Source organism: Niveispirillum sp. FG156, from assembly GCF_057809555.1.
In genome coordinates, this window is sequence record NZ_JBMDKE010000010.1 from 86,362 (window position 1) to 100,225 (window position 13,864).

Here is a 13,864-nt window from a genome sequence, read left to right on the forward strand (position 1 = left end):
AGCGGCGGGGTTGCGGGCCCCGCCTTTCGTTATACGCCGATGGTGGGCAAAGGCCGGGTCCTTGTCAAAGGTGCTTATGGTCAGATGCTGACCGGGTTGGCCTTGGCGATGCGGTCAAAGGCCAGCAGCGCGGACAGCACGCCTTCCATCTGGTTCAGCGGCACCATGTTGGGACCGTCGCTGGGCGCGCAATCCGGGTTTTCGTGCGTCTCCATGAAAACCGCCGCCACGCCGATGGCGATGGCCGCACGGGCCAGGACGGGCACGAATTCGCGCTGGCCACCGCTGCTGCTGCCCTGCCCGCCCGGCTGCTGCACCGAATGGGTGGCGTCATAGACCACGGGGTAGCCGGTCTGCGCCATGATGGGCAGGGAACGCATGTCGCTGACCAGCGTGTTATAGCCGAAGCTGGCCCCGCGTTCGCACAGCAGGATGTTGTGATTGCCGGTGGACGCGATCTTGGCGGCGACATTCTTCATGTCCCAGGGCGCCAGGAACTGCCCCTTCTTCACATTGATGGGCTTGCCAGTCTCACCGGCGGCCAGCAGCAGGTCCGTCTGCCGGCACAGGAAAGCGGGGATTTGCAATACGTCCACGACCTCCGCCACCGGCGCGCATTGATCGGCGCTGTGGATGTCGGTCAGGACGGGACAACCGAACGTATCGCGGATATCGGCCAGGATGGGCAGCGACTGGTCCATGCCCAACCCACGCTGCGCGCTGAGCGAGGTGCGGTTGGCCTTGTCGAAGCTGGTCTTGTAGATCAGGCCGATGCCGAGTTTCTTCGTCAGTTCCGACAGCGCCCCCGCCATGGCAAAGGCATGGTCGCGGCTTTCCAGCTGACACGGGCCGGCGATCAGTGTGAAGGGCCGGTCATTGGCAATCGACAGCGGGCCGACATTAACGGTGCGGGTCACTTTTCCTGATCTTTCCTGTTGCTCTCCAGGCGACCGAAATAGAAACCCAGAACAAGCGTTACAAGAGGGAGAATGGCGACCTTCACGAAATCGATGACTTCTCGGACGAGAGCGGTGTTGTCGATCGAGACGCCATAAAGGCGAGCCGCAAAATCGAAGATGAGAAGGGCCAGAACGACGGCAACACACCAACGGAAGAGATTCAACACCATCCGGGCAATATGCGACTGATCATCTGCCTGTTTACGGCTGGCGTAATCAGAAGCGGAAAGTCGGTCACTAACTTTATCCAACGATGCCTTATCGTCGGAAATGTGTTGAATCAGTGCGAGCCTTTCAACAGCCGCCAGCCGATCCGGGGCGCTGGGAACTTGCTGCGGTTCGTTGACTCCATCGTCTGCCATAGTCCACGAACCTTAACTGGCTAGCTTCGACGTCAAGCCAACCATCACATTTCCTTGCTTCGCCAGACGACGTGCGACGTCAAACAATTGACGTTGACGCAAAGGATCATTCTCCGCGTCTGCGATAATCAAGAGCCTTTCCGCTTCATCCAGGAGGGAGCGCGACACCTCGGCCAGCTTCACCACATCCCGGCGTTCAAGGGCGTCATTCATGGGAGCAAAACCTCCATCCCGGTGTTCAGTCCACCCGTGACCATACTTACATATGGCTGCGGGTGAACCAATCACAAGATAGAATCAAACCAGCCGGCTCTGCGCGATGGCGGCGCCGATGAAGCTGGTGAACAGCGGGTGCGGCTCAAACGGCTTGGACTTCAGTTCCGGATGGAACTGCACGCCCACGAACCAGGGATGGTCCGGCAGCTCAACGATTTCCGGCAGGATGCCATCGGGCGACAGGCCGGAGAATTTCAGACCCACCTTCTCCAGCGTCTCCTTGAAGTTGATGTTCACTTCATAGCGGTGGCGGTGACGCTCGACGATATCCTCGCTGCCGTAGATGTCGCTGACGCGCGTACCGGGCAGCAGGTGGCAGTTATAGGAGCCCAGGCGCATGGTGCCGCCCAGATCGCCGCCTTCCTGACGCTGAACCAGCTGATTGCCCTGGGTCCATTCCGTCATCAGACCAACGACGGCGGGATCGGGGCGACCGAATTCCGTGGAGCCGGCATATTTCAGCCCAGCCAGGTGACGCGCACTTTCGATCACCGCCATCTGCATGCCGAAGCAGATGCCGAAATAGGGGATCTTGTGTTCGCGCGCGAACTGCACCGCGCGGATCTTACCCTCGGTCCCGCGTTCACCAAAGCCGCCGGGCACCAGGATGCCATGCACATGCTCCAGCTGTTCCAGGGCCTCGCCGCTTTCAAAAATCTCGGCGTCGATCCAGTCCAGCTTGACCTTCACATTGTTGGCGATACCGCCATGGGTCAGCGCCTCGCCCAGCGACTTATAGGCGTCCAGAAGGCTGGTATATTTGCCCACCACCGCGATGGTGACGGTGCCTTCCGGGTTGCGCACGCGGCGCACAATCTCTTCCCAGCGCGACAGGTCGGGGGCGCCGTCGGGAGCCATGCCGAAATATTTCAGCACTTCGGTGTCAAAGCCCTGCTCGTGATAGGAGATCGGCACCTGATAGATGGTGTCGACATCCAGGGCGGCGATCACGCATTCCTTCTTGATGTTGCAGAACTGCGCGATCTTGCGGCGCTCATTCTCCGGAATGTCGCGGTCAGCGCGGCACAGCAGCATCTGCGGCTGGATACCGACCGACAGCAGCTCCTTCACGGAATGCTGGGTCGGCTTGGTCTTCAGCTCACCGGCGGCGGGGATATAGGGGACCAGGGTGACGTGGCAGAACAGCACGTTCTCCGACCCCTGGTCGTTGCTGAACTGACGGATGGCCTCCAGGAAGGGCAGCGATTCGATATCGCCGACGGTGCCACCCACCTCACACAGCACGAAATCCTCACCATCCAAATCGGCGGCGATGAAGTCCTTGATGGCATCGGTGATGTGCGGGATGACCTGGACCGTGGCGCCCAGATAGTCGCCCCGACGCTCCTTGGCCAGCACGTTGGAATAGATGCGGCCCGTCGTGATGTTGTCCGACTTGGTGGCATGAACGCCCGTGAAGCGCTCGTAATGGCCCAGATCCAGATCGGTTTCGGCGCCGTCATCGGTGACGAACACCTCACCATGCTGGTACGGGCTCATCGTGCCGGGATCGACATTCAGATAGGGGTCCAGCTTGCGCAGGCGGACCTTGTAGCCGCGTGCCTGCAACAGCGCGCCAAGGGCGGCAGATGCCAGACCCTTGCCCAGCGACGAAACCACACCACCGGTGATGAAGATGAAGCGCGTCATGGAACCCTAACCTTCGCCAAGCATGCCAACAGGTTGGGTCCTTCCGGCCCAATCCTTGTCGAGATTTCACATCGGGGCACGGATGCCCATTCCACCATATTCACGCCCTAACGGAAAGAGGCGGCATGTGCCGCCTCTCGCCATATTACGGGCCTGTCGCCGAAGGGCCTTACTGGCCGACGGGGACCGTCGGCTTGGCCGGCTCGGCGGGCGCCGCCGGAGCCTCGGTGCCGGGAGCCGGCACCTTGTCGAAAATGCTCTTCTGGCTGCTGCCCGTACCGGCCAGGATGGCCAGAATCAGGCTGGTGCAGAAGAACAGGGCCGCCAGGATGGCGGTGGTCCGGGTCAGCAGGTTGGCGCTGCCGCGGGCGGTCATGAAACCACCCATGGTGCCGCCACCGACACCCAGGCCGCCGCCTTCCGACTTCTGCACCAGAACCACGCCGATCAACGCCAGCGTGATCAGCAGATGCACGACCAGGACTACCTCTTGCATCCCAACAATCCCTGCAACCAATTGGAACGGACCGTAGGAACCCACGGCCCTTGACCAGTAGCAAATGGCGCATCACGCGCCCAAACGCAAGGCCGCCCGCTTCCCGTTTCAGGGGGAAGCGGGAAGCACCCGCGTCATGTAACCGTCACGCTTATTAACCGGTCGTGCGGCGGGGCGCCATAGCGAAGTCTCAAGGGCAGGCTTGCGCGATGGCCCAGAAATCATCCGCCTTCAGGCTGGCACCCCCGACCAGGGCGCCATCAACATCGGCAAGCCCAAGGATTTCAGCGGCATTGGACGGCTTCACCGAGCCGCCATACAGGATGCGGACCGCATCGGGATCGCTGACCAGACCCGACAGCTTTTCGCGGATCATGCCGTGCATGGCTGCAATGTCGGCCAGGGTCGGGGTGCGACCGGTACCGATGGCCCAGACGGGTTCATAGGCGATGACGCTGTTGGACGCGGTCGCGCCATCGGGAATCGAGCCTGTCAGTTGTTCGGCAACCACAGACTCCGCCTGACCTGCGTCACGCTGTGCCTCCGTCTCGCCCACACAGATGATGGCGGTCAGGCCGGCGCGCAGGGCGGCGGCGGCCTTCCCCTTGATGGTGGCGCTGCTTTCACCGTGGTTGGTGCGGCGTTCGGAATGGCCGACAATGACAAAGGTCGCACCGGCATCGGCCAGCATTTCCGCCGCGATATCACCGGTATGGGCGCCTTGAACCTGGGCATGGCAATCCTGCCCGCCCACGGCAACGGCGCTGCCGGTAACAGCCTGTGACACAGGATTGATGATGGTGGCGGGCGGACAGACCAGAAGGTCGAATCGCGGATCGGCGGTGGGGCCGACGCGGGCAGCCAGGTCGGCGGCCAGCGCAGCACCATCACTTCGCCGACAATGCATTTTCCAATTGCCGGCGATCAGATAACGGCGAGCGGTCATTTCATCCTCTACTCTTCTTTTCACGGGGCCTTGTCTGCCGGGTTGCCCCCGGTCCGCCGGCCTTATGTGTAAGGAAACATTATGCGGCCCCGCCGCCCCTGTCCAAAAGGTCAGCGTTGTCATGGGCCGATGCACAAGACATGGCCCCTGCCCGCCCCCCGGACTTGCCCCCAGGGTGCCGCTTCCCTATGATGCCGCGCTTTCCGGGTTGTGGCCCGGCGGTGCCGTTCGCATTCCGGCGGGCGGCGCTGTACCAATTCGATGGAACCGCAAGCGTCCCCATGCTCCAGATCATCCGCAGCACCGCCGGCTCCTGGGTCGTCAAGATCCTGTTCGTGGCCCTGATCATCAGCTTCGCTGTCTGGGGCATCGGTGATGTCACCAAGGGGGTGCAGACCGGCGTCGCCAAGGTCGGCGACCGCAGCATCACGCCCGTGGAACTGGATCAGGCCTACCGGGCCGAATTCAACCGCATGAAGCAGATGGTCGGCCCGGAATTCACCGAGGAGCAGGCCCGTCAGTTCGGCCTGCGCGACCGCGCGCTGGAACAGCTGATCCAGAAGGAACTGCTGGCGTTGGCGTCAGAGGATCTGGGCCTGCGCATTGCGGATGATACCGTGCGCGCCGAGGTGCTGAAGGTTCCCGCCTTCAAGGACAGTTTCGGCAATTTCGACGCCAACCTGATGCGCGCCCTGTTGCAGCAGAACGGGTTGACCGAGGCCGGCTTTGTTGAGGATGTACGATCCGACATGGCCCGCAGCGACCTGATCGGTGCCGTCACCGCCGGCGCGTCCGCGTCCAAGACGCTGGCCGAGGCGTTGTTCCGGTACCGTTTCGAAGGCCGCACCTTTGAGGCCGTGACCATCCCGTTCAACGCCATGCCCGCCGCCCCGTCGCCCGATCAGGCGACGCTCGAGGCGTTCCACAAGGACAAGGCCGTCCGCTACACAGCACCCGAATACCGCACCTTGAACGTGGCCCTGCTGGAAACAGCCGCCCTGACCAAGGATATCGAGGTCACGGACGAGGCGCTGCGCGAATATTACGACGCCCATGCCGGTGACTATATCACGCCGGAAAAGCGCTCCATCGCGCAGGCCGTGTTCCCCAGCAAGGAAGCCGCCGACAAGGCCCTGGCCGCCGTGAATGGCGGCAAGAAGATCGAGGACGTGGCAAAGGAAGCGGGCGTCGAGGCGGTGACCCTGGATGATGTCCAGAAGGATGGTCTGCCCGCCGAACTGTCCGAACCCGCCTTCGCCGCCGCCCAGGGCACGTCTGGCGGCCCCGTGGAAAGCGCCTTCGGCTTTCACATCTTTACCGTCACCAAGGTTCAGGCCGGTGGCGAGCGCAAGCTGGAAGAGGTGAAGGACGAGGTCGCGCAGAAGGTTCGCCAGGATAAAGCCCTGGAAAAGCTGTTCGAGCTGTCGACCAAGCTGGAAGATGAATTGGCCGGCGGCACGCCCCTGGCTGAGGCCGCCCAGACCGTGGGTGCGCGCATCGTGAAGCTGGAAAAGGTCGACAGCCGTGGCGCCAATGCCGCCGGCGTGGCCCAGGGCGCCGACCTGCCCGCGATCGACAAGATCATCGCCTCGGGCTTCACCGTTGCTTCCGGTCAGACGGGCAGCGTGGAAGAGGCCGGGTCCGACGCGTTCTTCGCCGTGCAGGCCGAAGCCGTGTTCCCCGCCGCCCTGAAGCCGCTGGACGAGGTTAAGTCGCTGGTTCTGGGTGATTGGCAGGCCGAGCAGAAGCAGGTCGCCGTACGCAAGAAGGCCGAGGAAGTCGCAGCCAAGCTGAAGGCCGGCACGCCCGCCAAGGAAGCAGCATCCGGCATCCCCAGCGCCTTGGTCCAGAATGTCGATCCGCTGATGCGCGCCGGCGCGCCCAGCGCCATCGTGCCCGCCGCCGCACAGCAGACGCTGTTCAGCGGCACCGTTGGCGATGTCGCCACGGGTGAAAAGCCGACGGGCGTGGTGGTGGTCAAGCTGACCGGCATCATCGCCGCCGACCCGGCCAACCCGATGGCAGCGGCACAGGTGACGCAGCTGGCCAATGCCACGGGCCAGGCCATGCAGGATGAACTGGTTCTCCAGTACCTGGCGGCCCTGCGCGCCCATTATGGCGTGACCATCAACCAGACCCTGATCAACCAGCTTTACCGCACCACGCAGGAGTAAGTCCCGTGCGCACCCTTCCGGACGACAGCACCTTCATCCGCACCTATGACAGCGGAGCGGCGCAGGTGCTCTGGACCCGGCTGGTCAGCGATCTGGACACCCCCGTTTCCGCCATGCTGAAGCTGGTGCGCGGGCGTCCCAACGCTTTCCTGCTGGAATCGGTCACCGGCGGTTCGGTGCGCGGGCGTTACTCCATCATTGGCTTGAAGCCCGACCTGATCTGGCGCTGCCGGGGCACGAAGGCAGAGATCAACCGCAACGCCGCGGTTGATCCCGACAGCTTCACCCCTTGCGCTGAAGCCCCGTTGAAGGCCCTGACGGCACTGCTGGACGAAAGCCGCATCGACCTGCCGGCGGAGCTCCCGCCCATGTCGGCGGGCCTGTTCGGTTATCTGGGCTATGACATGGTCCGGTTGATGGAGAAGCTGCCCGACAGCAATCCCAATAACCTGGACGTCGAAGACAGCATCATGATCCGCCCTACGGTCATGGCAGTTTTCGACGGGATTGAGAATGTCGTGACGGTCATCACGCCCGTGCGCCCACAGGCCGGTGTGCCGGCGGAACAGGCGCTGGACGCGGCCAAAGCCCGGTTGGCGGAATCGGTGGCCGATCTGCAAGGACCGGTGCCCGCCGCCTATGAAACGACCCTGGACCTTACGGCCCTTCCGGCACCGGAATCGAACACGGCGCGGCAGGAATATTATGGGATCGTGGAGAAGGCGAAGGAATATATCCGCGCCGGCGACATCTTCCAGGTGGTGCCCAGCCAGCGTTTCTCGGTTCCCTTCACCCTGCCGCCCTTCGCGCTGTACCGCGCGCTGCGCCGCCTGAACCCGTCGCCCTTCCTGTTCTTCCTGGATTTCGGCGGCCTGTCGGTTGTCGGGTCCAGCCCGGAAATCCTGGTTCGCCTGCGCGATGACACCGTCACTATCCGCCCCATCGCCGGCACGCGCCGCCGTGGCAAGGATGCGGCGGAGGATAAGGAACTGGCCGCCGACCTGCTGTCCGATCCCAAGGAACTGGCAGAGCATCTGATGCTGCTGGATCTGGGCCGCAATGATGTGGGCCGGGTATCGCGCACGGGGACCGTTACGGTAACGGAAAAGTTCACGATCGAGTATTACTCCCATGTCATGCATATCGTTTCGAACGTGGAAGGAAAGCTGAACCCCAAGTTCACGCCGATCGAGGCGCTGGTCGCCGGCTTCCCCGCAGGCACCGTTTCAGGCGCGCCCAAGGTGCGGGCCATGGAGATCATTGACGAGTTGGAGAAGACAAGGCGCGGCATCTATGGCGGCTGCATCGGCTATTTCGCGGCCAATGGCACCATGGACACCTGCATCGCCCTGCGCACCGCCGTCCTGAAGGATGGTGTCATGCATGTGCAGGCCGGCGGCGGTGTGGTCGCCGACAGCGATCCGGAAGCCGAGTATCAGGAGACCGTGAACAAGGCCAAGGCCCTGTTCAAGGCCGCCGAGGAGGCGGTCCGCTTCGCGCAGGAAAGCCGTGGCTGACGATTGGAGCCTTGCCACCGCCGTGCCGGATCGACTGATCCTGGCCACGGCAGCGGCACTGGCCCCAGCGCTGGCGCCATTGCTGCCGGGTGCTACGATTGTCACTAGTCTTCAGGAACTGGGGACAGAGTTGGTCCGGCACTATGGATTTAACGTCCGGTTGGTGAGTGCCGGTTTCGACAAACGGGTACCGGCATCGCTGCTGTCGGCATGCCGCGCGGGGGCGGTCAATTTCCATCCGGCACCACCCGACTATCCCGGTTCCGCCGCTAATCATCTGGCCCTTTATGAAGGTGCCGCATACTTTGGCGTGACCGTCCATATCATGGTCGCGGCACTCGACGCCGGCCCTATACTGGCATTCGATCAGTTTTCCATCCCGTCAGGTATCGGTCACCGCAGCCTGGATGAACTGACCTGGCCAGTGCTGCTGCGCATGTTGGACCGCCTCAGCCCATACCTGCTCGGCAAGCAGCCATGGCCCCCGGCGCCGGGACTGTCCTGGCGCGGCCCGGCACGGCGGCGCGCCGATATCCTGGCACTGTCCCAGGTGACCCCGTCGATGGATGAGCAGGAACGGCAACGACGCTGGCGCGCCTTCCATGAGGGCCCGGACAGTATCCTAACCTACCATCGCGAAGAGGGCGCTGTGGCTTATCGGTGCGGTGGTCGGGTGTTGGGGTGGGTGGACGGCATCATTGATGGGGCCATCCACGGCTGGGCCTATGATCCGGGCGCAGCCAGCGTCACTGTCAGGGTTGAGGTGGATGGGCGTGCAGCAGGCAATCTGCTGGCCAGCGCCTTTCGCGGCGACGTGGCCGCCGCTGGGCATGGCGATGGCCGCTGTGGTTTCAGTATCCCCCTGGCGGCCCTTCCGGTTGAAGCAGCGCGGGTCGATTTCCTGCTTCCGTTCGACGAATGGTCCAGACTACCGGGGGGCCCCGTGATGCTGGTCCGGCCCCGCGCCTGACGCCCTCCCCTATCCTTTTGATATGGTTTTGCCTTCGACAAACCGACTTGCTTTCGCAAATGTTTAAAGAGTTTCGAGCAATCCCTCTAACCGTAAAGAAGCCCGTAGGGCTTCTCCTTCGATAGGCGACGTTGCGTGGTTTCATGGACAAAAAGGGCGTTGGCCCTGGTCTTGGCCATGGCTTGCTGGATCGGTTCCGCAAATGCAGCGGGGCCGACCATTTTGCGCGTGGCCGAAAGCCGTGAAGGCAGCCACTTGTTCTTTCAGGATGTTCTGAGAGAGGCGTTCAAGGCCGCCAGGTACCCCGTGGAATTGCAGGGCATCGCCGGGCCCGGCAAGGAGCGGTACAAGATGATGCTGCGCACCGGCGAGTTGGATGTGATGTGGATGGTGCGGGGGGCGGAACGCGACAAGCAGTATGTACCGGTAGATTTCCCCCTGACCGGCGGCCTGATCAGCCAACGCATCCTTCTGATCCGCCCGGGGGAACAAGCTGTTTTCGATCAGATCAGCAAGCTGGAGGATTTCGCCCGACTGGGCCTGGTGGCTGGCATGGGCAAGGACTGGCTGGAGGTAGATATCTGGCGCCGGAACGGGCTGGCGGTGGCGGGTGATGTCGCGGATTGGCGTCTGCTGTTCAAAATGCTGGCGGCCGGTAACCGCAGCATTGATTACATGCCACGTGGTGTGTCCGAGGTGATGCACGATGCACAAGCCCATCCCGAGCTGGCGATCGAAAAGCGCCTGTTGCTGCGGTATCGGGGGGACAGCGTCTTCTATCTGGCCCCGTCCGTGGCTCATCTGGCACCGGTCCTGCTGCGCGGCCTAAGTAAGCTGCGCGATAACGGGACCTATGCCAAATTGCTGCAAAAGCATTACGGTCATTTGAAGAGCGATCTTGCCATGGACCAGCGTCTTGTTCTCGACTTGATCGACCAGGACGATCGCCCAGCGATACGCTGAAACATGTGATGACAACAAGGTTACCTGGTTTGAATTGGAAGCTGCTCCTTCTTGTCGTCCCGTGGCTGCTGGGCATTGTGCCGTCCCAGGCGGCACAGACGCGCATTGCGGCACCGACGACCCAGAACGGGACGCACGCCTACTTCCATGAGCTGCTGATCGCCGCGTTTGCCGCCGCTGGCCATGAGGTGGTGATAGAGGGGGTTAAAGACCCCGCCCGTCTGCGCATGAAGAAGATGCTGGCAAGCGGAGAGCTGACCATCATGTGGATGACGCAGAGCCCCCAGAACGATAGTGATTTTGTGCGCATCGATTTTCCGCTGACCGACGGTCTGTCTGGACAGCGTGTGCTGATGATCAGACCACAGGACCAGGAAAGGTTCGACCGCATCAACAGCCTGGATGACCTGCGCCGATCCGGTCTGGTCGCCGGTTTAGGGCCGGAAGGGGTGGATTTTGCACTGTGGCAGGCCAATGGCCTGCCGGCCATCACACCTGTAACAGATCCCGGTCGCCTATATGATATGTTAAGGGCCAGCAATCGGGGCGTGGATTACATTCCGCATTCCGTCAACGGGATCATGGCGGATACCCCGATCCATCGGGGACTTGTTCCCGAGCAACATCTGCTTCTGCATTTTGACCGGGAGGGCCGGTTCTATCTGTCACCAGTCGCGGCCTATCTGCGCCCCACACTTGAGGCAGGCCTGAAGATAGTGCGGAGCAATGGCACACTTGCCCGTCTTGTAGAAAAGCATATGGGACATATCCGCCGTGCACTGAATCTGGACCAGCGGCTGGTTCTGTCGCTTCGGGATGATGAAAAGCTGAACTGACGGTGCGGTATCAAACCGCCGCAGGCAGGCTCTGGCCCAGCCGCCCGCCAATCCGCACGGGTTCGGCCCGCTTGGCAAGGCCGGTACGGTCATCGGTTTCCACGAACACGCCACAAACGCTGACGGTCGCGTCGTTTTCACCCGGTGAGTAGCGTTCACCCGGTGTCTTGCGCAGCATCTTGTGGATGGCGGCATCCTTCTTCATGCCGATGACGGTGTCATAGTCACCGCACATGCCGGCATCGGTCTGATAGGCCGTACCGCCGTTCAGGATCTGAAGGTCGGCGGTGGGGACATGGCAATGGGTGCCGACCACCAAGCTGACGCGGCCATCCAGGACATGGCCCATGATCATCTTTTCGCTGCTGGCCTCGGCATGCATGTCCATGATGATGGCATCCACACCCGCCGGCCCCATGCGGGCACCGCCCAGGCGATGGATATTCAGCACCTTTTCCACGGGCGGGAACGGGTCGTCCAGCGGCTCCATGAAGACCCGGCCCATGGCGTTGATCACCATCACCTTATGCCGCCCGTTCTTGGCCGGCAGGATGGTGAAGCCGCGACCCGGCGTGCCGTCGGGGTAGTTGATGGGGCGGACCAGCCCCGGCAGGCGGCCGATCTGGCCCAGCAGTTCCTTCTGATCCCAGGCATGGTTGCCAAGGGTCACGCAATCCACCCCGGCATCGAACAGTTCCTGCGCGATCTTTTCGGTGATGCCGAAGCCGCCGGCAGCGTTTTCCCCATTCACGACGATAAAGTCGGGCTTCAGCCTGGCCTTCAGGTCCGGCAGGTGGCGCAACACGCCCTCCCGCCCGCTGCGCCCCACAATATCGCCCAGGAAAAGCAACCGCATCTGATACCCCGAAGAATTTACGCCGGGCGCCAGGCGCCCTGTTCCGTGACGATCCAGTCAAGCTTTTGATCGTAGGCGTCGATGGGCAGCTTATCCACCCCCTGCCCCGCATAGCCGATGCCCACGGCGATGGTCGGCGCTTCTGCCCGCAGCACCTCCAGCGTGCGATCATAGAAGCCACCGCCATAGCCCAGACGGTAACCTGCCCGGTCAAAGGCTAGCAGCGGCACCAGCACGATATCCGGTTGCACCAGCGGCGCATCGCCCATCGGTTCCATGATGCGAAACGCGCCCGGCACCAGCGGATGGCCGGGCCGCCACAGCCGGAAGACCAGCGGCCAGGCGCGGCCCGTCACCACAGGCAAGGCGGTGCCATGGCCGGCGGCGGCAAGTCCCGACAGGGCGGGCAGCACATCCACCTCATCCCTCTTGGGATGATAGCCCGCGATGGTCAGGGGACCGGGGCGCAAGTCCGGCAATAGCGACAGGAGATGGGTGGTGATTGATGCCGCCGCAGCGGAACCAGACGCTGCATGGGCGCTGGCGCGGGCCGCGCGCGCCTGGATGCGGGCGGCCTGCTTGGCCTGGGCGATTGTATCGACGTCCAGGTCTGGCATCGTAAAACCGGTGATCTGGGGGAAGACAATATTGTCGGTCAGATGCTGGCCGATAATATGGCGGCGACTGCCGCCGCGCGGCACGTGCCGCATGGCGGCGACTGCCGCCGCGCGGCACGTGCCGCGTAAACCAAAGCCGCCGGATGGCGGCGCCCGGCGCTTGAGGGAACAAAAAAGCGGAAGATGGCCGCCTTGGCCGTTGGTGAATGCTATCCCTCGTGACCTGTGCAAACAGGTGGGAGCCATATGCCGGCACCACGATGCCGGTAGAGACAGCCCCCTCGAGGAATGATTATCGGCCCCGGGGATAAAGCGACCTGACGCACCAGGCAGCCAACTTCCTATACCCTATTTAGGCGCGTTCAAGCCGCGCTGCAATGTCTTCGATGCGTTTTGCCAGCGTATCGACGGCGGCGACCACTTTTGCCTCATCCGCCGGGGCCGTTGCCGGGGCCGGCGGATGCACAATGGGGGCCGGGGCATGGCCGGCGCGCAGGGACTTGACCTCGGCCCGCGCCTCCATCAACTCATCCGCCAGCACGATGCAGGTGGCGATCAGGTTCTGCACCTCATGACCCGCCGCACCGCCCGTCAGTTCCTGCATGCGGGCATCGACATAGGCGGCCAGTTCCAGCAGGCGCTGTTCCTGCCCATCCTCGCAGCTCAGCGAGTGGTTACGGCCATTCAGGGTGAAATCGACGCGACGCATGATCAACCTTCCTCAAGCACGCCCTGCAGGCGTGAAATCGCCGCGTCCAGGCGAACCTTCATGACGCGGGCCTGTTCTTGTGCCTGGCGTTCGCCATGGCGTGCCGCCGCCAGCTCCGCCTCCAGCCGGAGCTTTTCCGCAAGCCAGCCCGCCGTGCCAGCCCCGGCATCCAACCGTTCCAGACGGCGCGTCAGGGCGCGGTCCAGCAAGCCGATGGACTTATCCAGGCGCTCCAGCGCGGCGGTGAGGCTGTCCAAGGCGGGGCTCATTCAGGGCGGGTGGACGGATGCCGGCACCATATACGGCACAGACGACAGACCTTAGGGGCCGCCCTCCCCCCGCGTCAACATTCGCACCGCAAAAAACGCTGGAATCCGCCTTTTGGACCACCCCCATGGCCGGGCATCCGCCATGCTTGGCTGTCGCTTGACCCCCCCGGCGGATTTGGCCAATTTGCGGCCACCATTCGGGGGGTATCGGCCGTCGGACCGGGACGGTTGCCGCCGCCCGTCCGTCCTGTTGCGACACAGCAC

15 protein-coding genes and 1 other RNA gene are annotated in these 13,864 nt (G+C 63.0%); 5 read left to right on the forward strand and 11 right to left on the reverse strand.

Annotated features, from left to right (window positions below; translation table 11 throughout):
* Positions 1–80: 80 nt before the first annotated feature.
* The 6 genes from kdsA to tpiA form a co-directional block, all read right to left on the reverse strand.
* The gene (gene kdsA, locus ACODSP_RS08325; RefSeq protein ID WP_488965145.1) at positions 81–917 is read right to left on the reverse strand and encodes a 3-deoxy-8-phosphooctulonate synthase; all 837 of its coding nucleotides are present in this window, start codon (positions 915–917) and stop codon (positions 81–83) included.
* Positions 914–1,321: a hypothetical protein gene (locus ACODSP_RS08330; protein WP_488965146.1), complete on the reverse strand. Its 408-nt coding sequence runs from the start codon at positions 1,319–1,321 to the stop codon at positions 914–916. The genes kdsA and ACODSP_RS08330 overlap by 4 nt, the downstream gene beginning before the upstream one ends.
* A 12-nt stretch (positions 1,322–1,333) precedes the next feature.
* The gene (locus ACODSP_RS08335) at positions 1,334–1,534 is read right to left on the reverse strand and encodes a hypothetical protein (protein WP_488965147.1); all 201 of its coding nucleotides are present in this window, start codon (positions 1,532–1,534) and stop codon (positions 1,334–1,336) included.
* 84 nt (positions 1,535–1,618) lie between these two features.
* Entirely contained in the window at positions 1,619–3,247 is a 1,629-nt protein-coding gene (gene pyrG, locus ACODSP_RS08340) for a CTP synthase (RefSeq protein ID WP_488965148.1), read from the reverse strand.
* A gap of 169 nt (positions 3,248–3,416) precedes the next feature.
* The gene (gene secG, locus ACODSP_RS08345) at positions 3,417–3,743 is read right to left on the reverse strand and encodes a preprotein translocase subunit SecG (RefSeq protein WP_054169655.1); all 327 of its coding nucleotides are present in this window, start codon (positions 3,741–3,743) and stop codon (positions 3,417–3,419) included.
* A 190-nt stretch (positions 3,744–3,933) separates the two neighbouring features.
* The gene (tpiA, locus tag ACODSP_RS08350) at positions 3,934–4,689 is read right to left on the reverse strand and encodes a triose-phosphate isomerase (RefSeq protein WP_488965149.1); all 756 of its coding nucleotides are present in this window, start codon (positions 4,687–4,689) and stop codon (positions 3,934–3,936) included.
* Between the two features lie 281 nt (positions 4,690–4,970).
* On the opposite strand from tpiA, the gene ACODSP_RS08355 reads away from it, so the two are divergent.
* From ACODSP_RS08355 to ACODSP_RS08375, 5 genes are all read left to right on the forward strand, one after another.
* The gene (locus ACODSP_RS08355) at positions 4,971–6,863 is read left to right on the forward strand and encodes a peptidylprolyl isomerase (protein WP_488965150.1); all 1,893 of its coding nucleotides are present in this window, start codon (positions 4,971–4,973) and stop codon (positions 6,861–6,863) included.
* A 5-nt stretch (positions 6,864–6,868) separates the two neighbouring features.
* Entirely contained in the window at positions 6,869–8,380 is a 1,512-nt protein-coding gene (gene trpE / locus ACODSP_RS08360; protein WP_488965151.1) for an anthranilate synthase component I, read from the forward strand.
* Positions 8,373–9,350: a formyltransferase family protein gene (locus tag ACODSP_RS08365; protein WP_488965152.1), complete on the forward strand. Its 978-nt coding sequence runs from the start codon at positions 8,373–8,375 to the stop codon at positions 9,348–9,350. Before trpE ends, ACODSP_RS08365 begins: the two co-directional genes overlap by 8 nt.
* Positions 9,351–9,509: 159 nt before the next feature.
* Positions 9,510–10,313, forward strand: coding sequence for a hypothetical protein (locus ACODSP_RS08370; RefSeq protein WP_488965153.1), 804 nt, complete (start codon positions 9,510–9,512; stop codon positions 10,311–10,313).
* Positions 10,314–10,318: 5 nt separating this feature from the next.
* Positions 10,319–11,149 carry a hypothetical protein gene (locus ACODSP_RS08375; RefSeq protein WP_488965154.1) on the forward strand — a complete coding sequence of 277 codons (831 nt, stop codon included), beginning with the start codon at positions 10,319–10,321 and terminating at the stop codon, positions 11,147–11,149.
* A gap of 10 nt (positions 11,150–11,159) precedes the next feature.
* On the opposite strand, the gene ACODSP_RS08380 is transcribed toward ACODSP_RS08375, so the two are convergent.
* From ACODSP_RS08380 to ACODSP_RS08400, 5 genes are all read right to left on the reverse strand, one after another.
* On the reverse strand, positions 11,160–12,005 hold the full coding sequence (locus ACODSP_RS08380) for a TIGR00282 family metallophosphoesterase (protein WP_488965155.1): 846 nt from the start codon (positions 12,003–12,005) through the stop codon (positions 11,160–11,162).
* Positions 12,006–12,022: 17 nt separating this feature from the next.
* On the reverse strand, positions 12,023–12,715 hold the full coding sequence (locus ACODSP_RS08385) for a 5-formyltetrahydrofolate cyclo-ligase (RefSeq protein ID WP_488965156.1): 693 nt from the start codon (positions 12,713–12,715) through the stop codon (positions 12,023–12,025).
* An 87-nt stretch (positions 12,716–12,802) separates the two neighbouring features.
* A non-coding RNA gene (gene ssrS / locus ACODSP_RS08390) (6S RNA) lies at positions 12,803–12,961 on the reverse strand.
* Positions 12,962–12,974: 13 nt separating this feature from the next.
* A complete protein-coding gene (locus ACODSP_RS08395; protein ID WP_488965157.1) occupies positions 12,975–13,331 on the reverse strand; it encodes a cell division protein ZapA in 357 nt (118 codons plus the stop codon).
* Positions 13,332–13,333: 2 nt separating this feature from the next.
* A complete protein-coding gene (locus ACODSP_RS08400; protein WP_156344781.1) occupies positions 13,334–13,588 on the reverse strand; it encodes a hypothetical protein in 255 nt (84 codons plus the stop codon).
* Positions 13,589–13,864: the final 276 nt, after the last annotated feature.

Bases quoted from the DNA above. Each gene is read 5' to 3' on its own strand.
- ACODSP_RS08355 (WP_488965150.1), top strand. From the start codon at position 4,971: ATGCTCCAGATCATCCGCAGCACCGCCGGCTCCTGGGTCGTCAAGATC.
- ACODSP_RS08380 (WP_488965155.1), bottom strand. From the start codon at position 12,005: ATGCGGTTGCTTTTCCTGGGCGATATTGTGGGGCGCAGCGGGCGGGAG.
- ACODSP_RS08385 (WP_488965156.1), bottom strand. From the start codon at position 12,715: ATGCGGCACGTGCCGCGCGGCGGCAGTCGCCGCCATATTATCGGCCAG.
- tpiA (WP_488965149.1), bottom strand. From the start codon at position 4,689: ATGACCGCTCGCCGTTATCTGATCGCCGGCAATTGGAAAATGCATTGT.
- pyrG (WP_488965148.1), bottom strand. From the start codon at position 3,247: ATGACGCGCTTCATCTTCATCACCGGTGGTGTGGTTTCGTCGCTGGGC.
- ACODSP_RS08330 (WP_488965146.1), bottom strand. From the start codon at position 1,321: ATGGCAGACGATGGAGTCAACGAACCGCAGCAAGTTCCCAGCGCCCCG.
- ACODSP_RS08395 (WP_488965157.1), bottom strand. From the start codon at position 13,331: ATGCGTCGCGTCGATTTCACCCTGAATGGCCGTAACCACTCGCTGAGC.
- secG (WP_054169655.1), bottom strand. From the start codon at position 3,743: ATGCAAGAGGTAGTCCTGGTCGTGCATCTGCTGATCACGCTGGCGTTG.
- ACODSP_RS08335 (WP_488965147.1), bottom strand. From the start codon at position 1,534: ATGAATGACGCCCTTGAACGCCGGGATGTGGTGAAGCTGGCCGAGGTG.